Annotated in this window: 23 protein-coding genes; 8 read left to right on the top strand and 15 right to left on the bottom strand. The window is 56.5% G+C overall.

What is annotated here, in order from left to right:
• Positions 1 to 2: 2 nt before the first annotated feature.
• From I6I12_RS03610 to I6I12_RS03580, 7 genes are all read right to left on the bottom strand, one after another.
• A complete protein-coding gene (locus tag I6I12_RS03610) occupies positions 3 to 1307 on the bottom strand; it encodes an exonuclease domain-containing protein (protein ID WP_200288734.1) in 1305 nt (434 codons plus the stop codon).
• 161 nt (positions 1308 to 1468) lie between these two features.
• On the bottom strand, positions 1469 to 1879 hold the full coding sequence (gene ndk, locus I6I12_RS03605; protein ID WP_005324068.1) for a nucleoside-diphosphate kinase: 411 nt from the start codon (positions 1877 to 1879) through the stop codon (positions 1469 to 1471).
• A gap of 78 nt (positions 1880 to 1957) precedes the next feature.
• Positions 1958 to 2269, bottom strand: coding sequence for a hypothetical protein (locus tag I6I12_RS03600; RefSeq protein ID WP_023020931.1), 312 nt, complete (start codon positions 2267 to 2269; stop codon positions 1958 to 1960).
• Positions 2270 to 2324: 55 nt separating this feature from the next.
• Positions 2325 to 2837, bottom strand: coding sequence for a DUF4233 domain-containing protein (locus I6I12_RS03595; protein WP_023020930.1), 513 nt, complete (start codon positions 2835 to 2837; stop codon positions 2325 to 2327).
• Positions 2834 to 4369 (bottom strand): bifunctional tetrahydrofolate synthase/dihydrofolate synthase, encoded by a 1536-nt coding sequence (gene folC, locus I6I12_RS03590; protein WP_200288733.1) that lies wholly within the window; start codon positions 4367 to 4369, stop codon positions 2834 to 2836. The genes I6I12_RS03595 and folC overlap by 4 nt, the downstream gene beginning before the upstream one ends.
• Positions 4369 to 7089 carry a valine--tRNA ligase gene (locus I6I12_RS03585; protein ID WP_200288732.1) on the bottom strand — a complete coding sequence of 907 codons (2721 nt, stop codon included), beginning with the start codon at positions 7087 to 7089 and terminating at the stop codon, positions 4369 to 4371. Before I6I12_RS03585 ends, folC begins: the two co-directional genes overlap by 1 nt.
• A gap of 80 nt (positions 7090 to 7169) precedes the next feature.
• A complete protein-coding gene (locus I6I12_RS03580; RefSeq protein WP_200288731.1) occupies positions 7170 to 8120 on the bottom strand; it encodes a malate dehydrogenase in 951 nt (316 codons plus the stop codon).
• 369 nt (positions 8121 to 8489) lie between these two features.
• Here I6I12_RS03580 and I6I12_RS03575 point away from each other — a divergent pair, with 369 nt between their 5' ends.
• Entirely contained in the window at positions 8490 to 9254 is a 765-nt protein-coding gene (locus I6I12_RS03575) for a TetR/AcrR family transcriptional regulator (RefSeq protein ID WP_023020926.1), read from the top strand.
• 16 nt (positions 9255 to 9270) lie between these two features.
• Here the strand turns inward: I6I12_RS03575 and clpX are convergent, their stop codons facing one another.
• Positions 9271 to 10566, bottom strand: coding sequence for an ATP-dependent Clp protease ATP-binding subunit ClpX (gene clpX, locus I6I12_RS03570; RefSeq protein ID WP_023020925.1), 1296 nt, complete (start codon positions 10564 to 10566; stop codon positions 9271 to 9273).
• Between the two features lie 226 nt (positions 10567 to 10792).
• Here clpX and fabG point away from each other — a divergent pair, with 226 nt between their 5' ends.
• The gene (gene fabG, locus I6I12_RS03565) at positions 10793 to 11560 is read left to right on the top strand and encodes a 3-oxoacyl-ACP reductase FabG (protein ID WP_023020924.1); all 768 of its coding nucleotides are present in this window, start codon (positions 10793 to 10795) and stop codon (positions 11558 to 11560) included.
• Positions 11561 to 11658: 98 nt separating this feature from the next.
• Here the strand turns inward: fabG and I6I12_RS03560 are convergent, their stop codons facing one another.
• The 6 genes from I6I12_RS03560 to I6I12_RS03535 form a co-directional block, all read right to left on the bottom strand.
• Complete coding sequence (locus tag I6I12_RS03560) at positions 11659 to 11913, bottom strand: hypothetical protein (protein ID WP_023020923.1); 255 nt, start codon at positions 11911 to 11913, stop codon at positions 11659 to 11661.
• A 170-nt stretch (positions 11914 to 12083) separates the two neighbouring features.
• Positions 12084 to 12374, bottom strand: coding sequence for a hypothetical protein (locus tag I6I12_RS03555; protein WP_023020922.1), 291 nt, complete (start codon positions 12372 to 12374; stop codon positions 12084 to 12086).
• 3 nt (positions 12375 to 12377) lie between these two features.
• Positions 12378 to 13676 (bottom strand): inorganic phosphate transporter, encoded by a 1299-nt coding sequence (locus I6I12_RS03550; RefSeq protein ID WP_023020921.1) that lies wholly within the window; start codon positions 13674 to 13676, stop codon positions 12378 to 12380.
• A 320-nt stretch (positions 13677 to 13996) separates the two neighbouring features.
• Entirely contained in the window at positions 13997 to 15499 is a 1503-nt protein-coding gene (locus I6I12_RS03545; protein ID WP_200288730.1) for a peptide MFS transporter, read from the bottom strand.
• Between the two features lie 235 nt (positions 15500 to 15734).
• Positions 15735 to 16358, bottom strand: a complete 624-nt coding sequence (locus tag I6I12_RS03540; protein WP_005324052.1) for an ATP-dependent Clp protease proteolytic subunit — start codon at positions 16356 to 16358, stop codon at positions 15735 to 15737.
• A gap of 20 nt (positions 16359 to 16378) precedes the next feature.
• On the bottom strand, positions 16379 to 16978 hold the full coding sequence (locus tag I6I12_RS03535) for an ATP-dependent Clp protease proteolytic subunit (protein WP_049361647.1): 600 nt from the start codon (positions 16976 to 16978) through the stop codon (positions 16379 to 16381).
• A gap of 138 nt (positions 16979 to 17116) precedes the next feature.
• Here I6I12_RS03535 and I6I12_RS12090 point away from each other — a divergent pair, with 138 nt between their 5' ends.
• The 6 genes from I6I12_RS12090 to I6I12_RS03505 all read left to right on the top strand — a co-directional run bounded on the left by I6I12_RS12090 (position 17117) and on the right by I6I12_RS03505 (position 22581).
• Positions 17117 to 17797: a metal-dependent transcriptional regulator gene (locus tag I6I12_RS12090; RefSeq protein WP_200288729.1), complete on the top strand. Its 681-nt coding sequence runs from the start codon at positions 17117 to 17119 to the stop codon at positions 17795 to 17797.
• Positions 17798 to 17912: 115 nt separating this feature from the next.
• Entirely contained in the window at positions 17913 to 18380 is a 468-nt protein-coding gene (nrdI, locus tag I6I12_RS03525; RefSeq protein ID WP_005324049.1) for a class Ib ribonucleoside-diphosphate reductase assembly flavoprotein NrdI, read from the top strand.
• 50 nt (positions 18381 to 18430) lie between these two features.
• Entirely contained in the window at positions 18431 to 20626 is a 2196-nt protein-coding gene (gene nrdE, locus I6I12_RS03520; RefSeq protein WP_005324048.1) for a class 1b ribonucleoside-diphosphate reductase subunit alpha, read from the top strand.
• 52 nt (positions 20627 to 20678) lie between these two features.
• Positions 20679 to 21704 carry a class 1b ribonucleoside-diphosphate reductase subunit beta gene (gene nrdF / locus I6I12_RS03515; protein WP_023020918.1) on the top strand — a complete coding sequence of 342 codons (1026 nt, stop codon included), beginning with the start codon at positions 20679 to 20681 and terminating at the stop codon, positions 21702 to 21704.
• A gap of 85 nt (positions 21705 to 21789) precedes the next feature.
• Positions 21790 to 21960: a hypothetical protein gene (locus I6I12_RS11970; RefSeq protein ID WP_005329175.1), complete on the top strand. Its 171-nt coding sequence runs from the start codon at positions 21790 to 21792 to the stop codon at positions 21958 to 21960.
• 39 nt (positions 21961 to 21999) lie between these two features.
• Positions 22000 to 22581 (top strand): NADPH-dependent FMN reductase, encoded by a 582-nt coding sequence (locus I6I12_RS03505; RefSeq protein ID WP_005324045.1) that lies wholly within the window; start codon positions 22000 to 22002, stop codon positions 22579 to 22581.
• A 173-nt stretch (positions 22582 to 22754) separates the two neighbouring features.
• On the opposite strand, the gene tig is transcribed toward I6I12_RS03505, so the two are convergent.
• Positions 22755 to 24113 (bottom strand): trigger factor, encoded by a 1359-nt coding sequence (tig, locus tag I6I12_RS03500; protein ID WP_023020916.1) that lies wholly within the window; start codon positions 24111 to 24113, stop codon positions 22755 to 22757.
• Positions 24114 to 24137 lie beyond the last annotated feature (24 nt).

The following is a 24137-nucleotide window of genomic DNA, read 5'->3' as shown; positions in this document are numbered from 1 at the left end:
TCCTAGTCTGCGAAGTGAATGACCTCACGGGCGACGTCTTCCGCAACGATGGGAATGCCATACTGCTTCGCTTTCTTGGCTTTGCCCGATTGCGAGTCCGGGTCACCGGCGATGAGCACCTTGGTCTTTTTGGCTAGGCCGCCAATCTCCACGCCGTGCGCGGCAAAATACTCTTCCCATTCCGCAGTCGAGTAGGCCTTAGCTCCGGTAATGGTTACTCGCTCGCCAGCGCTCACCACAATGCCGCCCATGCTGGCGAGTCCGCCAATACTGCCGGCCTTTTCAGAACCTTGCGGCGCCTCTTCACTAGGGGCACCATGCCGACCTTCTGCCTGTGGAGCGGTGTCGGGGTCTACGGCAGCCTCGATATCAGAAGCCGGGATCCCCAAGGCGCGGCCGACAGAAGCCAGGATGTCGCGTTCCTCAGCCGTGACAACACCATCAGCCCAGGCTTCTTCAATCAGCAGCGTGATATAGGCTTCATGCAGCTCGCGCAGACCATCTTCATCGAGCCCATGTGCTTGAGCAAAGGCCAGCAATTGGGTTTGCTCGGTGGCGGAGAGGCGGCGGTCGAGCAAGGCGGCATCGAGAAGCTTGAAATAGTCTTCCGCAGCCGTATTCGATGGCGTCTCACGTTGTGCGACGAGCCCGGCGAACCAGCCGCCGTACTGTGCCGCTTGCTTGGCGGATTCCGCAGCTGCGCGGCTGAGAAGTGCCGGCTCCACCCAACCCGGGTGGGGTGCCAGGCTGCGATACAGCTGTTGCTCAGCCAATCGCTCACTCATATAGTTCTCTTGGGCTGCCGGGGTATTGGCCAGGAAATGCTGGAATAGTTGCGCCGTGGCCATCGCATCCGCCAATGCGGAGTGTGCCAACTCATTATGAATTCCCAGATGGGCGCAGCAATCCCCCAGCTTCACCTTGGGAAGACCAAGATACCTGCGTGCCAATACGGCCGTATCGATCGCCGGCAACGCCTCTTCAGAACAGGCGCGACAAGCCAGCAGCTCGGACTGAATAAAGGTCCGATCGAATCCCGCATTGTGAGCAACGAATATGCGGTCTTCGAGAGAATTAGCCAGCTTGTCCGCTACTTGCGCAAAGGTGGGCGCGCCTAGAACATCAGAGGCGGAAATGCCATGAATTTCCGTGGCCGCGATATGGCGTTGCGGGTTAATGAGCGTTTCCCAGGAATCCTGCACTGCTCCTTCCGGCGATAGCTCCACGACGCCAATTTCAACGATGCGGTGCCCGTGCTTATAGGAAAATCCGGTGGTCTCAATGTCTACGACCGCGTAGCCGCGCATATGCGCCTCCCTACGTCTTGTTGAAAATAGTTCTTAGCCGCACCAGTGTAGGCGTGTTGTGCTCCTGCTCGCTGCCCATATAACGAGGGACCAGGTGACGCTATGAATAAAGCCCGAGCCGGTGGCTCGGGCTTAAGTGCGTACGAAACGCTATAAAGGCTTTAAAGGTTCGGGAACCAGATAGCGATTTCGCGCTCTGCGGACTCTGGGGAGTCAGAGCCGTGCACGATGTTCTCGCCAACGGTCAGAGCGAAGTCGCCGCGGATGGTGCCCGGGGTGGCCTTGGAAACTGGGTCGGTGCCACCGGCCAGCTGACGCCATGCCTCGATGGCACGCTCGCCCTCGACAACACCAGCGATAAGCGGTGCGGAGGTGATGAACTCGACGAGGTCACCGAAGAATGGCTTATCCTTGTGCTCCTCGTAGTGCTTCTCCGCGGTCTCGCGGTCAGCAACGCGCAGATCGAGTTCGGCCAGCTTCAGGCCCTTGCGCTCGATTCGGGAGATGATTTCGCCTACGTGGCCGTTCTTTACGCCGTCCGGCTTGATGAGAATCAGTGTACGTTCAGTCATGCCCCACACTGTACCGAAACCACCCGACTGCGTCGCGCGCTGGGGTATTCCTTTGGGGTAAAAGTGTGGGGTCCAGGGCTATGCGAGTTGTTTAACTATCTCTTCGGCGCGCCCCTGCGAAGTCCCCCTGAACCACAGGCGTACCTGGCCTACTGCGGCGCCAAACTGTCCATTAGCCAACAGGCGTTGCAGCTCCGCTCGCTGTTCCTTATCCAAATCCTCGAAGGTGGCTTCTTTGGCCGGTTCGAAGTTGCTCCGCAGGGCCAAAACCAGAAAAACGCCGCCAATAATGAGGGCGACTAGCGGTAGCCACGGCGTTCCCGTAGCGGCACGGGCTACCACTGCGGCAACACAAGCGAGTGCGGCAAGGACGAGATAGAGAGTGCGCATGGCCGCCAGTCTATCGCGTCTTGGCCACTCGCCGAAGGCCGTCAAGGCTACCGTGCTATTTCTCGTTGAGGTGCTGCGTGGTGAGGTAGCCACGCTTCATGCGGGCGATGAGGTTACTGCGCAGGTAAACGGCCAGGAGCCACTCCAAGCCGAAGATGATGAAGATGGCGGCTACGGCCCAGTGGACCATAAAGCCCAAGATGACGCACAGCAGCTGCACCCACACGATGACGGTTAGCGCCCACTTCTTATTCATGAACGCGATCATCACTAGGTGAAAGACAATGGCGGCAAGGACAAAGCAATAGTTAAAAGGCGTCCACAGGGTGCCGTCATACAGCTTGTACAGCATCGGCAGTGCGAAGGATAGGGCGAGCGCCTCCATGGTCAGGGAGCTGGCAATGACCATCCCGTTGAAGCTTTTAAGTGGGTCCTTGACTGGGGCTTGGCCCATGCCTAGGGGTCCGATCTCGCTTTCAGGGATATGTTCCTCGCGGCCGCGGGCACGGCTGCTGCGGGGCGGGCGGGGTTGGCGCTCTCCGCCTGGGTGGTGATTGTCGCGGCTCATGCAGGTTCCTTTCCAAACATCGCGCGGGCGTCACCGGCAGTGACGACCGAGCCGGTGATGATAATGCCAGAGCCGGATTGCACCTCCGCGTCTTCAGCAAGTTCAACGGCTTGGGCATAAGCGCCGGGAAGATCCTCGGCAACGTGGACGCGTTCCTCGCCGTAAATATCGCGAGCAGTCTCGGCCAATTCATAAGCGTCGAGAGCCCGCGGCGAGGAGTTTTGGGTAATGACTACCTCGGTCAGATACGGCTCCAACGCGGTGAGAATGCCAGTTGCGTCCTTATCCGCAAAGATGGACAACACACCGATGAGGCGGGCGAAGTCGAAATCGCGGTCCAACGCTGCGCCTAAAGCCTTGGCACCGTGGGGGTTATGCGCGGCATCAATAAACGTCGTGGGCGAGGTACGTACGCGCTCGAGGCGGCCGGGCGAAATCGCCTGGGCGAAGCCATTGCGCACGGTAGCAACGTCCAATGGGTGGCCGGCCGAAGCCCCAAAGAAAGCCTCTACTGCTGCAAGGGCCACGGCAGCATTCTTGGCTTGGTGCTCGCCATGGAGGGGCAGGAAAATATCCTCGTATAGGCCGCCGAGGCCTTGGATATTGACCTGCTGGCCGCCGACGGCAATGCGGGATTCGAGGGCCGCAAATTCGGAACCGGAGCGGGCCACGCCCGCCTCGACATCGACGGCCTGCTGCAAGATGACACGCATGGCTTCTGGGTCCTGTTCCGCGATGACGACAATGTTTTCGTTCGGGGTCAACGGATCATCGGCATCCTCGCGCGGCTTAATAATGCCAGCTTTTTCACCTGCGATTTCGGTGATCGTATCGCCCAAATAATCCGTATGGTCCATGCCCACTGGGGTGATGACGGAAACGTCTGCAGTGACCACATTGGTGGCGTCCCAACGTCCGCCAAGGCCGACTTCGACGACAGCGACATCTACGGGGGCGTCGGCAAACGCAGCATAGGACAAGCCGACAAGGACCTCGAACTTAGACATAGGCACGTCCGATTGGGCATCGACCATTTCCACAAACGGCTTGATCTCGTGCCAAATGCGCACATAATCGCGCGGGTGAATGGGCTGGCCATCGATGCCGATGCGCTCAGTAACCCGCTGCAGGTGTGGGCTAGTTACCAAGCCCACTCGGCGGTGGAAGGCACGCAGGAGCGAATCAATCATGCGCGCGGTAGAGGACTTACCATTGGTGCCGGCAATGTGGATGACATCAAAAGAACGCTCCGGGTGACCGAGCAGATCCATAAGCAGCTCGATGCGCTCGAGGGAAGGCTCAATCTTGGTTTCGGGCCACCGCTCATTGAGTTCTTCTTCAACCTCCGCGAGGGCGCGTAGCTCCGCGGCGGAAACCTCCTGTGGGGCGGCCTCGTTGTACTCATCCTCGCCGCCCATGCCCAGATTGAGCGTCAAGCCGGACTCGGTGATTTCCACCGGGCCGCCATCGGTTCCTTCTTTGAGGGCATCGACGATCTCAAAATCCTCTGTGCCCTTGTCCTTTTCCGCCACTACTTCAGGCCTTCCAAACGGCTGGTAATGCGTTCAACCTCTTCGCGAGCGATCTGCTGGCGCTGCTTAATTTTATTAACCACTTCTTCCGGCGCCTTGGACAGGAAGTTCTCATTGCCAAGCTTCTTGCCGGTTTGCTCCAATTCCTTATTGGCTTTGGCCAAGTCCTTTTCTAGGCGCTTGCGCTCAGCCTCCACGTCTACCGCGCCGTGGGTATCTAGGGTGACCTCCACGGTGGCCTGGGAAAGGCGTACCTCAATGGAGGCGGAAGGATCGAAGTCTTCGGCCGGAGCGGTGGTATTGGCCAGATTGCGCACCAGTTCCTCTTGGCCGGCGAGATCCGCTGCGGCAAAGTCGAGGCGGCCCGGGACCTTCTGGGAAGGCTTGACACCCTGGTCAGAGCGGAAGCGGCGCAGCTCGGTAATGAGCTTATCCGCGTCCGCAATGCGACGGGCGGCCACCTCATCCTTGGTAGCGCCACCATTGGTATCGGCAACGGTAGGCCACGGTGCCACGACGATAGACTCGCCACCAGTCAAAGCCTTCCAGAGCACCTCGGTCACGAAAGGCATGGTTGGATGCAGCAGGCGCAGGACGACGTCTAGGACGCGTCCCAGGACAATCTGGGTATTGCGGCCCTGTTCACTGACACCATCACGCGGGATCTGGGTCTTTGCAATCTCCAGGTACCAGTCACACAGCTCGTCCCAGGTGAAGTGGTAGAGCAGCTCGTTTGCCTTAGCGAACTGGTAATCATCCAGGTATGCATCCACCTTGGCGCGGACCTCTTCGGCGCGGTCGAGGATCCACCGGTCGGCGTCGCTAAGCTCGTCGCGGTTGGGCAACGTAGCTACGCCGGCACCATTCATGAGGGCAAACTTGGTGGCGTTGAAAAGCTTGGTGGCGAAGTTACGGGCGGCCGCTGCAGCATCAGAGCCCAAAGGCAGGTCCACACCCGGGTTGGCACCGCGAGCAAGGGTAAAGCGCAGGGCGTCTGCGCCGTAGTCACGCACCCAATCCATCGGGTCAATGCCGTTGCCCAAAGACTTAGACATCTTGCGGCCCTGCTCATCGCGAACCAAGCCGTGCAGGTAAAGATCCTTAAATGGAACCTGCGGGCGACCATCGGTGCCCTCCCCCAAAAGCTCTGGGGTATGGGAGCCAGCGAAGGTACCAAACATCATCATGCGGGCCACCCAGAAGAACAAAATGTCATAGGCGGTGACCAGCACGTTGGTGGGATAGAACTTCTCCAGATCCGGGGTCTTTTCCGGCCAGCCGAGGGTGGAAAATGGCCACAGCGCGGAGGAGAACCACGTATCCAGCACATCAGGATCCTGCTCGTAGCCTGCTGGGGGCTCTTCATCGGGGCCGACGCAGACAATGTCTCGCTGGCCATCTTCGCCTTCCGGCCCGTACCAAATAGGGATGCGGTGACCCCACCACAGCTGCCGAGAGATGCACCAATCGTGCATATCATCGACCCACTCAAAGTAGCGCGGCTCCAGCGACTGCGGATGTAAGGTGGTATCTCCCTCGCGCACAGCAGCACCAGAGTCCTTGGCCATCTTTGATACGTCTACGAACCACTGCAGGGACAGGCGCGGCTCGATGGGTTCCCCAGAGCGCTCGGAGTGTCCCACGGAGTGGACATAAGGACGGATTTCCTTGACAATACGGCCCTGCTCACGCAGTGCCTCGCGGATTTCCACACGGGCTTCTTCGCGGGTCAGGCCGTCGAAGCGGGTGCCAGTATTGGCAATATGGCCGGTGGTATCCATGACGGTAGGCATGTCCAAGTTGTGGCGGGTGCCCATCGCGTAGTCATTCGGATCGTGCGCCGGGGTGATTTTCACCGCGCCGGTACCAAACTCCATATCGACGTAATCATCAGCGATGATCTTGAGCTTGAGGTCATCGCGGAATGGGTGTGGCAGCTCCTTGCCCACAAGATCGGCATAGCGTTCATCGTCTGGGTGAACGGCAATGGCAACGTCACCCAGCATGGTCTCTACACGGGTGGTGGCCACGATGAGGTGCGGTTCATCATCATTAAGCGAGCCATAGCGAATGGAAACCAGCTCGCCCTCGACGTCCTTGTAGACAACCTCGATATCAGAGACGGCGGTCTCCAGCACCGGCGACCAATTGACCAGACGGTTAGCCTGGTAAATCATGCCCTCATCATAAAGGTTCTTAAAAATGGTCTGCACAGCGCGCGAGAGGCCATCGTCCAAGGTGAAACGCTCGCGAGACCAATCTACGGAGTCACCAATGGCACGCATCTGGTTCTGGATGGTGCCACCGTACTGTTCTTTCCACTCCCAGACCTTGTCAATGAACTCTTCGCGCTCGTAGTCCCAGCGCTTTTTGCCCTCGGTCTCCTTGAGCTTGGCCTCGACCTTGGTCTGGGTGGCAATGCCGGCGTGGTCGGCACCGGGCAGCCACAGCGTGGCGTAGCCCTGCATGCGCTTGCGGCGGATAATGGAATCAATCAGCGTGTGGTCCAAAGCGTGGCCCATATGCAGCTGACCGGTCACATTCGGCGGCGGCAGCACGATGGAATAAGGCTCGGCCTCCGAATGTGCATCCGGGGTGAAGTAGCCCTTTTCTACCCAGCCCTCATAGAGGTCCTTTTCTACGGCCTGCGGCTCCCAAGACTTAGGCAGCGTATCAGCGCGGTTGGTACCAACTAATTGCTCATTATTTTGCTCAGTCACCTGGCCGATTCTACCTTGCACGTCAACCGGCTCATCTAGGCAGGGTGCGCACCGAGTATGTGGTGCGCACCGAGTGGGTTTTAGAGCAGGTCTGCTACGGCTTCGCGCTCCTCACGCAACTCGGCCACAGACGCTGCAATGCGCTCCTTTTGGAACTCGCTAAGCTCCAGCCCCTGCACGATTTCCCACTTTCCATCACGGCAGATGGTGGGGAATCCGCAGATGAGGCCCTTGTCGACGCCGTAGGAACCGTCCGAGGGCACCGCCGCGGTGCGCCAATCCTCGGTGCCATGAATCCAGTCATGCATGTGGTCCACGGCTGCCGACGCCGCCGATGCGGCCGAGGAGCTGCCACGCACCTCAATAATCTCGGCACCGCGCTTCGCTACCTTGGGGATCATCTCTTCGCGGTACCAATCCTGATCCACCTCGGCATTGGAAAAGGTGATGTCTGGGAACTGGCTTGCGGAGTGATTGCCCCAGACTGCCACCTTGGTGAAATCGGTGGTGAACTTGCCGCTTTTCAGCGCTAGCTGGCTCAAGGTGCGGTTGTGGTCCAAGCGCATCAGAGCATTGAACTGAGAACCGTCCACATCCGGGGCATTATTCGCAGCGATGAGAGCATTGGTATTTGCTGGGTTGCCCACCACAAGCACGCGGACATCGCGCGCGGCATAGTCATTGATGGCCTTGCCTTGCTTGGTGAAGATGGCACCATTGGCTTCCAGCAGATCCGCACGCTCCATACCCTTGCTGCGCGGGCGCGCGCCTACGAGGAAGGCAGCAGAGGTGTTTTCAAAGGCCTCCTTTAGGTCATCAGTTACCGTAATCGAGTTGACCAACGGCAGGGCGGAGTCATTGAGCTCCATGGCCACGCCCTGGGCCTTGCCCACCGCAGCGGGGATTTCCAGCAGCGCTAGATCTACCGGGGTGTCCTTGCCATAAACATCGCCGGCAGCGATGCGCCACAGCAGCGAATAAGCAATATTGCCGGCGGCACCGGTGACAGTGATTTTGACGGGCTGAGTCATGGTTAAAAGCCTCCTCAATGGCTGCGTCAAGGGCGGCACACGCGAGCCAGGCTGCTCGCACCGCCACGGAATGTACCCATCCCCGAGCTTAGCCCCACCGCCGCCTCTCGCGCTGTGAATCTGACCCCCTCTTTTGGAGGGGATATTCGCTGAGGTTGCGCTAAATTACCCCCATTTACCTCCAAATTAACGCCCCCAATGGATAAGAAGCTCCCGCAACGGGTGACTAATCGGGCATGATGGGAAAAGGAAAAGCGGGGCTCTCCCCCACGCCACGCACACAGATTGCATGGGGCCTATCTACTCCCGCACTATTAGATATCAGTTGACCGCGCCACCGCTGCGCCGCAAGGATTAAGGACTTACGCCATGAGCACTGAGAATACTGATGCACTGCAGGCTGCAGGCCAGGCGGATTCTCCTCACGCTGCCCACGCGGAATCCGTCAGCATTGACTCCGTGGTGGACGTAGCAATCAAGCACTTTTCCCGCAGTGGTTTCGCAGAAACCAAGCTGGAGACCATCGCCCAAGAATCGGGCATGTCCAAGCGCATGATCCACTACCACTTTGGCGATAAAAAGGGCTTGTACCTACGTGCACTCAGCACGGCCGCGCAGCGGCTTAATCCGCCGCAGGACGCTCTGGAAATCGATACCGCGGTTCCGGTCGAGGGCGTGCGCAAGTTGGTGGATTGGCTCTTCCGCGAACGCGTGGCCAACCCGGATGCTATTCGCATGCTGGTATGGGAGAGCAATCAGCAGATTGTGGACCCAGCTCAGCAAGCTATTGCCGACGTCGCCGGGGTCGCCCTCCACCTCGACCGCCTGCTGCTCTTGGGCCAAGACGCCGGTGCTTTCCGCCCAGGCATTTCCGCCAATGACATTTTCACCCTGATTTCCTCGTTGACCGTCTACCGCGTAACCAACCAGGTGATGGTGGAAAACATGCTGGGCGTGAACTTCAATACCCAAGAAAATATCGACGGCATGCATAGGCTTACCGTCGATGCTGTGCTGGCGTTTTTGACCGCCAATATTCCAGACTCGGGCCACGAGTCCTACCTCACCTCCTCCTCGTTCGATACGAAAGAGGGAGACGAGGCCTCACCACAGGATATCTACAGCGAGGAGTAGTCGCGCCGGCAGGCGCTTAGGCAGATTCCTTCGCCTCGTCCTTATAGCTAAACTGCGGCTCCGCGCCCTCTGTCACGCACTCTGGGGTGATATGTACCGCGGCGATATCCTCGCGGTCCGGCAGATCATACATAACTGGCACCAGCAGCTCTTCCATGATGGCGCGCAGGCCACGTGCACCTGTCTTACGCTCCAAGGCAAGCTCCGCGATGGCATCCAACGCCGCCGGCTCGAATTCCAATTCGCAGTCATCCATCTCAAATAGGCGACTGTACTGCTTGACCAAGGAGTTCTTTGGCTCGGTAAGCACTTTGACCAAGGATTCACGGTCCAAGTTATCCACCGTGGCCACGACGGGCAGGCGCCCGATGAATTCTGGAATCAGGCCAAACTTCACAAGGTCCTCAGGGCGTACCTGGGAAAAGAGGTCGACCTTTTCGCGCTCATCCTTGGTATCCAAGTTGGCGCCAAAGCCCACGCCCTTTTTGCCCACTCGATCCGCAATAACCTGGTCGAGCCCAGCGAATGCGCCGGCAACGATGAACAAGATATTCGAGGTATCTAGCTGGATGAATTCCTGATTCGGGTGCTTGCGCCCACCCTGCGGTGGAATGGCCGCCACGGTACCTTCTAGGATCTTCAGCAAGGCCTGCTGAACGCCCTCACCGGAGACATCGCGGGTGATGGACGGATTCTCGGACTTGCGGGAGATCTTGTCCACTTCGTCGACATAAATAATGCCGCGCTGGGCACGCTCCACATCAAAGTCTGCGGCTTGCAGCAGCTTTAACAGGATATTTTCCACGTCTTCACCCACGTAGCCGGCCTCGGTGAGGCTAGTGGCATCGGCGATGGCAAAGGGGACGTCGAGAAGCCGGGCCAAGGTCTGTGCCAAGTAGGTCTTGCCGGAACCAGTAGGTCCCAACATTAGGATATTGGACTTAGAGATCTCCACCTCATCGCCCTCGGCCTTTTTGCGCCGTGCTTCCAACGCGGCAGACTCTTCCGCCTTGATGCGCTTGTAGTGGTTGTAGACCGCCACAGATAGCACGCGCTTGGCTTTGTCTTGGCCAATGACGTATTTATCCAGGAAGGCAGAAATCTGCGAGGGCCGAGGCAGGCGCACCTCCGCGTCGGAGGATTCCTGCGCCTGTTCTTGGCCCAGTTCCTCTTCGATGATTTCATTGCATAGCTCGATGCACTCGTCACAGATGTAGACACCGCCGCCGGCGATGAGTTTTTTCACCTGTTTCTGACTCTTGCCACAAAAGGAGCACTTGAGCAGGTCAGCGCTTTCTTGCATACGTGCCATTAAGTTCTTTCACACTCGCTTTTCGTACCGCTATCCACAAATGGAAGGATGATTCTACCCTTCCGAGCGGCTTAATCTTCATCTATTTCTACCTTAGTAAATCAACCCGACAGGCCCTTCATTCATTCCCTTCCGCGTGGCGAATTTCCCCGACTTTTCTTGCTCCTGCGACCTAAGCTAAAAGGTGAAACGACCTTCATTCCGCCCCGTTAGGAACAGGAGAATTATGTTCGATCTCACAGACCACGTAGCCATTGTCACCGGCGGTGCTTCCGGCATTGGCCGCGGCATTGCCGCTTCACTTAGCGAGGCCGGCGCCTCTGTCATCATTGCTGATGTCAACCTTGAGCACGCCACCGCTACCGCAAAAGAGCTAGGTGCCAGTGCGATTCATGTGGATGTCACCGACCGTACTTCCGTACAGGAAATGTACCGTCACGTTGTTGCCACGCATGGCGGGTTCGACATCGTCTGTTCCAATGCCGGCGTCTTTCCCAATTGCCCATTAGCGGAAATGACCGATGAACAGTGGGAGGCCATGTTTGCCATCAATACCCACGGCACCTTTAAGGTGGTCCAGGAAGCACTCCCCTACCTCCAAGAACGCCGCTATGGACGCATCGTAATTACCACGTCCATCACCGGCTCGCACACGGGCTTTCCTGGCTGGGCCCACTACGGCGCCTCCAAATCCGCCCAACAAGGATTTATGCGCTCAGCTGCGCTTGAAGTCGCTCGCGATGGTATCACCATTAACGGTGTTCTTCCCGGCAATATCCTCACTGAGGGCCTCAAGGCCCAAGGCCAAGAGTATCTCGATCAGATGACGCGATCGGTGCCGCTGCATCGTCTCGGCACTCCGCGCGATATCGGCAATGCGGCGGCTTTCCTTGCCTCAGAAGAGGCAGGCTTTATTACCGGTCAGACCCTCATTATTGATGGCGGCCAACTCCTGCCCGAAACCCCGGAGGCCATCTTGCCGCCGCGCGATTAGCCGCGCTTACCGAAGTCCACCGAGTCCGGCAAAGCACGAGGCCCCTTGCTGCACAGTATGCGGCAAGGGGCCTCGTGGGGATTTCATTCAGTAGCTGCTTACTGCAGCCAGTCGAAGTCGAGCAGGAAGAGTTCTGCGTCGAGCATCTCAACTTCATCCGGTGCATGACCGGTGACGGCTTCTAGCGCTTCTGCTACGTCTTTAGTCGTAGCAGGAGTCTTATCAGCGTCAAGCAGGGTTTCTGCCACCAAAGCACGGACCGGAGCTTCCGAAATGGTGTCCAGGCCGGTACCAGTGGTGGAGCCCTTGAACGCATCAGCGATGCCGTCCATCAAAGAACGCATCTTGTTCATTTCTCACACCTCCATGTGGCTTTCTCTCTGTCTGATACAGAAGAATATACGTGACACAGCCCCGTTAGGCAACCCATAGGTCGCTTAAAGTTAACCTTTTGTTAACTTTCGGAGAATGTGCCACGCATCACTTGGAAGGTTGACTTCCCTCTCAGGAAGGGAGGGATAACTTAGAGGTCACCGAACGGCGCGAAGCCGAAGTAATGGTCCAACGTATCGCGAGCAATCCACATGATGGCCACGAGGATAACTACGGCTAGCACTGCGTAAACGGTCCAACCAAGCACCTTCATCTGAGTGCTTGCCGGAGTATCCCCTACGACAACACCGTTGTCATCACGAATGGGGTCACCGGTCATACAACGCATACCCAGGGAGAAAAGGAGCGGAATGCCAGCGCCAAATACCAATGCCAGGCCGGCAACATGGAGAAGAGACTGGAAGATTTCTGCAGCAGTCATGGTTTAGCGCTCCTCTTGAGCAGTAGACGACGCGGAGGTGTCCTCCGCCTGGGTTGCAGCAACTGGGGCGGCGCCGGCAGCAACCGGCTCCTGACGGTTGGACTCAGCTCCCATGGAGGAATCCACGGACTCGGAGTTTGGATCCCAATCGTTGTTCACGTTGGAGGCATCCACTGGGTTCATGCGGGAGCGGATGACGATAAGTCCGGCCATGGCCAGCAGCAAGACAAAGTCAACGATGGCGCCAGTTGCCACGTTAGTAAAGGAGGAAACACCGTGTGCCAACCACCACGTAGCAAAGCCAACAAACGCAGCGCAGGGCAGGGTGATAAGCCACGCGGAAACCATACGCATCGCAACACCCCAGCGAACCTCGGCACCGCGACGGCCCAGGCCGGTACCCAAGATGGAACCGGTGGACACGTGAGTGGTGGACAGCGCCATACCACCGGTAGCGGAGGTCAAAATGATTGCCGCGGAGGTAGCTTCAGCGGCCATACCCTGCGGGGACTCAATCTCCACCAGTCCCTTACCCAGGGTGCGGATAACTCGCCAGCCACCGGACATGGTGCCGGCTGCGATTGCTACGGCACAGCAGACGATGACCCAGGTAGGGATGCGGGAGTCAGCAACCGCATGCCCGGAGGCAACCAGCGCTAGGAAGATAACGCCCATGGTCTTCTGCGCATCGCCAGCACCGTGTGCCAGCGACACCAAGCAAGCGGTGACAATCTGGCCATGGCGGAAGTGCTCATTCTTAGCCTTATTCGGAATGGTGTTGGTAACCCAGTAGACAAGGAAGGTGGCACACGCGGAAACTAGCGCCGCAATAATCGGCGAGGCAACGGCCGGGATAACGATCTTGCCAGCGATGGAGGACCACTCAACGCCGGACGTACCCATCGCCGCGAAAGCAGCGCCGATAAGGCCACCGAACAGCGCGTGGGAGGAACTCGACGGCATACCCAGCAACCAAGTGAAAAGGTTCCAAATAATGCCGCCGATAAGACCGGTAAAAACCACCATCAGCAGTGCTTGGCTGTCAGTGTCTGCTGCGGCGCCGGACAAGTCATAGGAATCGAGGTTAACAATGCCTTTCGCTACGGTCGCAGCAACATTGACCGAAAGGAAGGCACCAACCAGGTTAAGGACTGCGGAGATTGCCACCGCAGTAAATGGCTTCAAAGCACCGGTGGCAATGGACGTAGCCATCGCGTTGGCAGTGTCATGAAATCCGTTCGTAAAGTCAAAGGCAAGGGCGGTAACCACCACAATGCCGAGGATGATCAGAGTCGCTGTCACAGCGTTGGCCCCTTGGAAAGAAAAAGATGAACACGGTACGTATCTACGGCGCCTTCACGCGTCGCGGACGAAATGCAGAATACTCCAGCCCCGGACCATAGACAATTGCTTTTCTTTAACGTTTTCTTTGGTTAACCTTTAGTTAACCTACCGCAGCATAGAACCGTGCCTTTTGGGGTTTCCACCGGCTTAGAAATGCCCTGCTTAGAATACTTATATTCTTTTACCCCCACCGCTTAGCTTGAGTGATAAAAACCACTAAGGGAGGCATGTCGCAGTTGAATCGACATACCTCCCGTTTCGGGGTGCTTTAACTTCCCTTAGCGGAAGCTAGAGAACTTCTTTACTACCCAGCGGCTGAGGACAAGCAAGATGCCGCCCAACACGATAGATACAACGCCAAGGGAGATAAAGAAGGTATTCTCCGCGCCTGCATCATCTGGGTTGTAGAAACTAGCCAAAGAGCCAGCCAGGGATGTGCCCATTGCCACTGCCATCATCCATACCGCCATCATGCGGGATGGGAATGCCTCTGGCGCCACCTTGGTAGCCAGGGCATTGCCCACCGGCGAAAGGAGGAGCTCCGCCATGGTGAAAAGGAAGAGAATGAAAATGATGACATACATCGGGGTGGAGTTCGCTTCCGCACCCGAGAAAGGAAGGAAGAAGAACAAGGAAATGCCGATGACGATATTGGCAGCGCCAAACTTTACCGGGGTGGACCACTGCCTATCCCCTAGCTTCGTCCACATCGTTGCAAAGACCGCGGAGAAAATAACAATGAAGATTGGATTAATGGACTGGACGAGCGATGGAGGGATTTCCCAACCAAACATGTGACGGTCCAAGCGCACATCCGAATAAATCGTCATCACGGTGAACTGCTGCTGGAAGATGCCGAAGAACAAAACACCGGAAATGAACATCGGGATAAAGCCCAGCAGGCGGTTCTTTTCTTCGCGAGTCACCAACTTCGAGGTATACATCTGAACCCACAGATAAACTGCAGCCAGAAGTGCCACCGCGGTAACAATATTAGAAAGCCAATCAACCTGAATGGCGCCGGTTGCCAGTGCCACTACCATGACCACAATGATGGCCACTACCGCCAACACGCCCATAAGCAATTGCTTGGGGCTCACCGGGTTTGGAACCTCATGCCCCGCGTCTTTAATGGTGGTCTTGCGCATGAGCGAATACTGAATCAGGCCGAGCGCCATGCCAATTGCTGCGATGCCAAAACCCCAGTGGAAACCCTGCCAGCCCCACAGGGCGGTGGTAAGCAGCGGACCAACGAGTGCGCCAATATTGACGCCCATATAGAAGATGGAGAAGCCACCATCGCGGCGCGGGTCATCGCGACTATACATGGAACCAAGCACAACCTGTGCGGTGGTCTTAACACCGCCGGAGCCGATGGCGATAAGAACGAGGCCAATGGCCAAACCAGTTATTGCGGGAATAAACGCCAAAGCAATGTGACCAAGCATCACCATGCTGGCCGAGTAAAACAGTGTGCGTTCTGCACCCAAGACTCGGTCAGCAACAAGAGAAGCCAACAAGCAGGCCATGTAGACCAAGCCGCCGTAGGCACCCACAATAGACGTCGCGTCCGCCCGGTCCAGGCCAAGGCCACCATCGGTAGTGGCGTAATACATGTACAGCAAGACAAGGGCTTGCATGCCATAGAAGCTAAAGCGCTCCCACATTTCCACGCCAAAAAGGTTGGCCAAACCCCAAGGGTGCCCAAAAAATGTACGTTCGCCGCTCTGCGGCGTGGGCGCAGCGGCCTGAGCCGCCGCGTCGGATGTGTGTTTCTCCATAAAAATATATGACCACTTAGAGGTGTAAATCACAAATCGACCATTATGGGTTTAGTGTCGCACGATAGAAATTCACCTAACGACCTGCAGAAATTGTATGAAGAGAGATACCCCATTCGGGTGCAGCGCGAGCCAACAGGACACCCCCTTCCCTGCTTTAAAAGCAGAAAACCCCTGCCATGCAACCGGAGTGCCGGTTGCATGGCAGGGGCCACGTGGAAAGCGTTATTCCAAATTATGCATTGAGCTTGCGGTAATCAAAGACCGTATCGATGATGCCGTATTCAACGGCTTCCTGAGCGGTCAGAATCTTATCGCGATCCGTATCAATGCGGATCTGCTCAGCGGTACGACCGGTGTGCTCAGACAGGGTGGTTTCCATCAGCTTGCGCATGCGCTCAATCTCGGCGGCCTGGATCTCCAAGTCAGAAACCTGGCCTTGGGTACCCTGGGTCGCCGGCTGGTGGATAAGCACGCGGGAGTTTGGCAGCGCTGCGCGCTTGCCCGGCGCCCCCGCAGCTAGGAGCACTGCTGCTGCGGAAGCAGCCTGGCCCAAGCACACGGTCTGAACGTCAGGACGCACGTAGCGCATGGTGTCATAAATAGCCATCAGCGCGGTAAAGGAACCACCCGGCGAGTTGATGTACATGGTGATGTCACGGTCCGGGTCTTGGCTTTCCAGGACTAGCAACTGCGCCATGATGTCATTGGCGGAAGTATCATCCACCTGGGTCCCCAGGAAGATGATGCGCTCTTCAAAAAGCTTGGAGTATGGGTTGGTTTCCTTAGTGCCCTGTGCGGACTGCTCAATGAAGGACGGCAGAACGTAGCGGGAACTTGGCATCTGGGACTGATTCATAGTGATTTTCTCCTTATTCCCTAGTTGCTCAACGGGCCGTTGACGGATTCAATGACATGGTCAACAATGCCGTATTCCTTGGCCTGCTGTGCGGTCATCCAACGGTCGCGATCGGAGTCTTTGGTGATCTGCTCAAAAGTCTGGCCGGTGTGCTCTGCAATGAGCTCGGCCATCTCGCGCTTAGTCTGAGCGAACTGCTCAGCCTGGATGGCGATATCCGCAGCGGTACCACCGACACCAGCGGAAGGCTGGTGCATCATAATGCGAGCGTGCGGCAGCGCGTAGCGCTTACCCTTGGTACCGCCGGAAAGCAGGAACTGGCCCATGGAAGCTGCCAAGCCCATACCGTAAGTGGCGATATCGCACGGCGAGTACTTCATGGTGTCATAAATAGCCATGCCCGCAGTGACAGAGCCACCCGGGGAGTTGATGTAGAGCGAAATGTCGCGAGTGGGGTCCTCGGCGGACAGCAGGAGGATCTGGGCGCACAGCTTGTTCGCAATCTCATCATCGACCTGGGTTCCCAGGAAGATAATGCGCTCGCGCAACAGGCGCTCGTACACGCTATCGCTCAGATTCATACCCGTAGACGACGAGTTCATTGAAATCTTCTCAGACATTAGTGGTTCTCCTTCAAGTGAAGAATGCTTTAACTGGCCCCACCTTACCGGCATTCCTCTCAAACTTGGCCTCTGTTCGCTATGAGCGTTGGGCCACAGCGCCAAAGGCGCACACGGAAGCTGGGTTAACATTTACTCATGTCTGTTTCCGAGCTGTCCACCAGTACCCAGAACTATTTGAAAGCTATCTGGGGGCTAAAGGAATGGTCATCCGAGCCCGTTACCGCCACGCTTATAGCGAAACAGCTGGGACTCAAGCTCTCCTCGGTTTCCGATGCAGTGCGCAAAATGGCGAAGCAAGGGCTCGTGTCACACACGCCCTATGGCTCTGTGGAGTTAACCGAACTTGGCAGGCAGTACGCATTGGTCATGGTGCGCCGTCACCGATTGCTTGAGTCTTTTTTGGTTCAAGCATTGGGCTACACCTGGGACGAAGTCCATAATGAAGCCGAAGATCTCGAACACGCGGTGTCTGACATGCTCATAGAACGTGTGGATAAGTTCCTTGATTACCCCACTAGGGATCCGCACGGCGATCCTATCCCTACGGTTGATGGACAGATCACCATCCCCAGTGCGCATCGCCTCACCGACAGCAGTGCACAATCGCAGGTGACCGTGGAACGCATTTCTGATTCCGACCCACAACTGCTGAAGTTCCTTGAAGAGCGCGGCATTGTCACTGGGGCTGTTCTTAGCACGCGCGAGGGAGCGCCCTTTTCAGATTCTCTCGAAATACAGGTGGCCGGCGGCACTCAGTGGGTAGTACTTGGACGCCCAGCTACCGACGCAGTGTTTGTAGCACACCACAACCTTTAGACATTCCCCTTTGCATTAATCCTGCTCTCACCTGCCCTTTTCAAAACTACGTTAGACCGTAGTTGCAACTACGGCATTGCGTAGTTAGTCTTTTCGAATATCACCTACCCCACTTATGGCTAAGGCCAGGATGAGCAGGATTGCCATGTCAGACTCACCAGATTTGGTGTACTTTTCCAGCGTTTCAGAGAACACGAAAAGATTCGTCGAACGCTTAGATAGACCCGCGGTGCGCATTCCACTGCGCCCCAAGAAAACCGGGATGATCCAGGTTTCACACCCGTACGTACTCATCGTTCCCACCTACGGCGGCGGCTCGCTCAAACGCGCAGTCCCCAAACAGGTCATCGACTTCCTCAATGACCCAATCAACCGCTCCTTTATCCGGGGCGTTATTACCTCAGGGAATACCAACTTCGGAAGTGCTTACTGCGTCGCCGGACGCATCATTTCCGCCAAGTGCCACGTACCGGAGCTGTATCACTTCGAGCTTCTCGGCACCCAGAAGGACATCGCCGCCGTAAAGCAGGGCCTTCAGAAGTTTTGGGAGCAGCAAAAGCAGCTAACGATGACACCCCATTAATCCCCCACAAGATGAAGAACACATCCGCATCACACAGATTGGAAAACACAATGTGGCCTCTTGATGCCACCCCCACACAGACTATTGGCGCTACGCCCCGCACCGCTTCAGCAGACAATGCCGGCGGTGTCGGCAAGCGCAAGAGCTACCACGCACTCAACGCGCAGCTGAACTTGTTCGACGCTTCTGGAAAAATCCAGTTTGACAAGGACATTCAGGCAGCACAAGACTATGTCACGCACCATGTCGCTCCCCGCATGCATCAGTTCGATTCCACCAAGCAACGCTTGGAATGGTTGGTTGATAACGAGTACTACGAGCGGGATTTCCTTGAGCTTTATGATGACGCCTTTCTGTGCGCCATGTACGACAGAGCACATCGAGTTAAGCATCAGTTCCGCACCTTCCTCGGCGCATTTAAGTTCTTCACTTCATATGCACTGAAAACCTTTGATGGCTCCCGATTCCTAGAAGGCTACGAAGAACGCGTCGCCACCACAGCTTTATACCTTGCACAGGGCGACGAAGAGCTCGCAGAAAAGCTGGTGGATGACATCATGACCGGACGCTTCCAGCCCGCCACCCCTACTTTTCTCAACGCAGGCAAAGCCCAGCGCGGCGAAATGGTCTCCTGCTTCCTCCTGCGAATCGAAGACAATTTGGAGAGCATTGGCCGCTGCGTGAACTCTGCACTGCAACTATCAAAGCGCGGTGGTGGAGTGGCCCTGTTGCTGAGCAATCTGCGCGAATCCGGAGCCCCGATCAAAAAGATTGAGAACCAGGCTTCCGGCGTAGTCCCAGTCATGAAGATTCTCGAAGATAGCTTCAGCTATGCCAACCAATTGGGCTCCCGGCAGGGCGCTGGAGCCGTCTACCTGCATGCGCACCATCCAGATATTCTTCGCTTCCTGGATACCAAGCGGGAAAATGCCGATGAGAAAGTCCGCATCAAGACTCTTTCGCTGGGGGTTGTTATTCCAGATATAACCTTCCGTCTGGCCAAAGAGAACAAGGATATGCATCTTTTTAGCCCGTATGACATCGCTCGCGAGTACGGCGTAGCCATGTCTGACATGTCCATCACCGAGTACTACGACGAGCTGGTTGCCAATCCGCGAATCTCTCACACGACCATTAAGGCCCGCGAGTTTTTCACCACGCTGGCTGAGCTTCAGTTTGAATCCGGATACCCCTACATCCTCTTTGAGGATACGGTCAACCGCGCTAATCCCCTCAAAGGACATATCAATATGTCCAACCTGTGTAGCGAAATCCTCCAGGTCAACACGCCATCGACCTACGGAGCTTCGGGTGACTACACCACCGTTGGCCAGGATATTTCCTGCAATCTAGGTTCGCTCAACATTGCGAAGGCTTTTGAATCGCCGGACTTCGGGGAGACCGTCGAAACCGCAGTGCGTGCCCTCACGAAGGTTTCAGACCTGACGAATATCGAAGCTGTTCCCTCCATCGCTCACGGAAATGCTTCCATGCATGCCATTGGTCTGGGCCAAATGAATCTCCACGGCTTCCTTGCTTCACAGCGTATTCCTTATGGCTGCGCCGAGGCACTGGACTTTACAAATATCTATTTCCTCACGGTGACCTACCATGCGCTCCGCGCATCCCATGCACTCGCGGTTGAAAAAGGTCAACGATTCACAGGCTTCGAAGAATCCACCTATGCCACTGGCGCCTACTTTGACAAATACATCGACCAAGACTGGGCGCCAGCCACTGAACACGTAAAACAGCTCTTCCACGAAGCAGGCGTGCAGATCCCTCAACGCGAGGATTGGCTACGGCTCAAGAATCAAGTGATGCAAGACGGCATCTACAACGCCTACTTGCAGGCAGTTCCACCCACTGGATCAATTTCCTACATCAATGACTCCACCGCGTCCATCCACCCAATTGCCTCCAAAATTGAAATACGCAAGGAAGGCCGATTGGGGCGCGTGTACTACCCCGCGCCGGAAATGACCAACGACAACCTGGAGTATTTCGATGACTCCTACGCCGTGGGATACGAAAAAATCATCGACACCTACGCCATGGCCACCCAACACGTGGACCAAGGGCTTTCCCTGACCTTGTTCTTTACCGCTGATACCACCACGCGGGACATCAACAAGGCACAAATCTATGCCTGGAAAGCCGGAATCAAGACCCTCTACTACATCCGTTTACGCCAATCCGCGCTCCAAGGAACCGAGGTCGAAGGCTGCGTCTCCTGTGCTTTGTAGGAGCACGGTCCTCCCCCTTGTCCACAACCATTCACTCAGAAAGAAAGAAGCTATGTCGTCAACATCGAATAGTGCTGAACTAACCAGCATTTCAGTTACTCCGCCGAGCTACCGGCATGATCCTTCAGCCCGCATCCGCGCCATCAATTGGAACCGGGTGAGCGATGACAAGGATCTTGAAGTGTGGAACCGTCTAACCGCCAACTTTTGGTTGCCAGAGAAGGTCCCGCTTTCTAATGATCTCCCGGCGTGGCAGAAGATGACACCCGAGGAACGCAACCTCACCATGCGGGTGTTCACAGGACTCACCACCCTGGATACTGTCCAGGCCACCGTGGGTGAAATCTGTCAGATTCAAGATGCCCGCACCGAACACGAGGAGGCCGTGTATACCAACATCGCCTTCATGCAGTCAGTCCATGCCCGTTCATACTCTTCAGTGTTTTCTACCCTGAGCAGTACAAAGGAAATTGATGAAGCATACCGCTGGGCGGTGAATAACGACCTTCTCCAGGCACGCGCCAAGAAAGTTCTCGCGCACTATTTTGGGCCGGATCCACTCAAACGCAAGGTGTCATCGACGTTGCTTTCCTCGCTGCTTCTCTACGCGGGTTTCTATCTTCCCTTGCACTTTTCTGTCCACGCCACCCTGACAAATACGGCAGACATGATCCGCCTCATTCTGCGTGACAAGGCAGTGCACGGCTACTACTCGGGTTACAAATATCAGCGCGGTCTGGAATCCACGACCCCGCTACGGCAGAAGGAGATGCATGATTTCACCATTTCTTTGCTCGAAGAGCTTTATGCACTAGAGCTGGACTATTCCGGCGAGCTATATGAGCCTTTGGGACTCATGGATGATGTAGCCGTGTTCGTTCGCTATAACGCCAATAAGGCACTCATGAATTTGGGCTACCCGGATTATTTCCCGCCCGAAGAAACGGAAGTGAACCCAGAAATCCTCGCGGCCCTAGCCCCCGGAGCAGATGAGAACCATGACTTCTTCTCCGGATCTGGTTCCTCCTATGTCATTGGTACTGCTGAAGAAACGAGTGATGATGACTGGGATTTCTAAACCTTTTCCGCGACCGGACCAAGGAAGCTGGCTTGAGACCATCGCGCTGTTTGAAGCCATCCGCGAAGGAAACCAACCCGCAGCCATGCGGCTGTTGAATACATCCGCCGCACGAGAGGCCGTCCTCGGGGGGCTTCTAGGACTCATCGAACTGTACTTCCGCCATGAAGAAGGAGACAAAGTAGATGGCTTCCTCACCGCCGCCCACGCTGCCGGCCCACCACCGGCCTTTGGCTGCAAGCCTTTTCTCCCTTGACCACGTCTCCCTACACCCAACTAAGAAAGAAGGTTTACCATGACCACCCCACGTATCAGCGTTATCGTCGGCAGCCTGCGCCGAGAGTCATTTGCACGCAAGATTGCACACGAGGTGCTCACGATGATCCCTGAAGGCTACGAGGCAAACATCGTGGAAATCCGTGACTTGCCGCTCTATGACTTCGACTACGATGACCCCGCCGTCACGGACAAGCCCACTCCGGCTGAGTACACCACCTTTCGCGAGACCATCAAGAACTCGAGCGGGATCCTCTTCATTACGCCAGAGAACAACCGCACTATCCCTGCCTGCCTCAAAAACGCAGTGGACATCGGCTCTAAACCCAACTCAGATGTGGCGTGGAAGAACCTTCCCGCAGGTATCATTAGCCACTCTGTAGGCCGCATGGGCGGCTACAGTTCACAGAAGAACCTTCGCCTCGCTCTGTCCTACTTCGACATGCCGCTCCCTGGTCAGCCCGAAGTATTTCTGGGCCAATCCCCCACCCTTTTCGAAGAGTCCGGACATCTCAATCAACGTACCGCAGACTTTGTCAAGGATTACGTTATGCGCTTCCTGCAGTTGACCGACGAGGCCTTTAGAGCCAAGAACGGCTAGCGGTATCCCCAGCCAACACACATCACGCCCTCTTCGAAGTACTCAAAGACTCCTAGAGGGCGTTCACAATGACACAAACCCCGGATTCAGGCTCATCCTTGAGTTACCTGAATCCGGGGTTTCATGCGCGCTCGCCACCACACATGTGGCAGCAGCGCGTTACAAGCGGGAGATTACTTCTCCTCGGAAGCTTCTGCAGCGTCCTCTTCTTCGATTTCACCGAAGTACTGGTCAACGTCAACCTTATTGCCCTCTTCATCCTTGACGGTGGTGCGGCAGATAGCGGCAGCCAGTGCCTTGCCACGGCGCACGTCAGAGAAGAGGTTTGCGATCTGGCCGTTGGACTGCAGCTGCTGGATGAACTGGTTCGGGTCCATGCCGTAGGACTGAGCGGTGAACAGGATGTGGTCGGTCAGCTCCTGCTGGGAAACTTCCGGCTCTTCCTTCTCTGCTACGGCGTCGAGGAACAGCTGAGTGCGGACGGACTCTTCTGCCTGCTCACGAGTCTGCTTATCAAACTCCTCGCGGGAAGTGCCCTGTGCCTCAAGCAACTGAGCCAGTGCCTTCTCATCGTGAGCCAGCTGGCCCAGAATCTGGTGCAGCTGGGAGTGAGCCTGCTCGTCCACTACGGACTGCGGCAGTTCGAATTCGACCTCGGAGAGCGCGGACTTCAAGACCTCATCGCGAATCTGGGCAGCCTGCTCCGCCTTCTTGGTCTCCTCCACCTGGGTCTTGGTGGATTCGCGCAGTTCATCCATGGTGTCGAACTCGGAAGCCATCTGAGCGAACTCATCGTCCATGGCCGGCAGCTTGCGCTCCTTGGACTGCTGGACGTGAACCTTGATGGTGGCCTCTTCGTCCTTGTGCTCGCCAGACTGGATGGTGGAAGTGAACTCATTATCCTCACCGGTCTTCATACCACGCAGGGCGGTGTCCAAGCCCTTGATGAGGTCATCGTCACCGATGCGGTAGGACAGGCCCTCGGTGGAAGCGTCCTCGATCTTCTCGCCGTCAATCTCAGCGGTGATGTCGATGATTGCGTAGTCGCCGGTCTTCATCTTGCGCTTGGTGTCCTTGAGCTCACCGAAACGCTCTGCCAACTCCTCCAGAGCCTTGTCGACGTCCTCTTCGTCAGCCTTCAGGGCCGGGACGGTAACGGAAATCTTGGAGAAGTCTGGGACCTCGAACTCAGGGCGGATATCAACCTCGGCAGTGAACTCCACGAAGTCTTTATCTTCAATCTTGGAAATATCAACGTCCGGCTGGCCAATAACCTTCAGATCGTTTTCCTTGACTGCCTGCTCGTAACGGGAAGGCAGCATGTCATTGACAACCTGCTCCAGGATGGGGCCGCGGCCGAAACGAGCGTCAATAAGCTGGCGCGGTGCCTTGCCCTTACGGAAACCTGGAATAGAAACCTGCTGCGCGATTGCCGCGTAAGCTTGATCGATTTCCTGGTCCAGCTCCGCAAACGGAACGTTGACGGTGAGCTTAACGCGGGTATCGCTCAGCTTGTCTACGGTGGTCTTCACGAGTGAATCTCCCTGGCTTCATTG

Origin of the sequence: Corynebacterium kefirresidentii (genome assembly GCF_016599755.1) — a bacterium.
Lineage (GTDB): Bacteria > Actinomycetota > Actinomycetes > Mycobacteriales > Mycobacteriaceae > Corynebacterium > Corynebacterium kefirresidentii.
The sequence above is the reverse complement of the archived record's forward strand: the minus strand, read 5'-3'. Positions and strand labels throughout refer to the sequence as shown.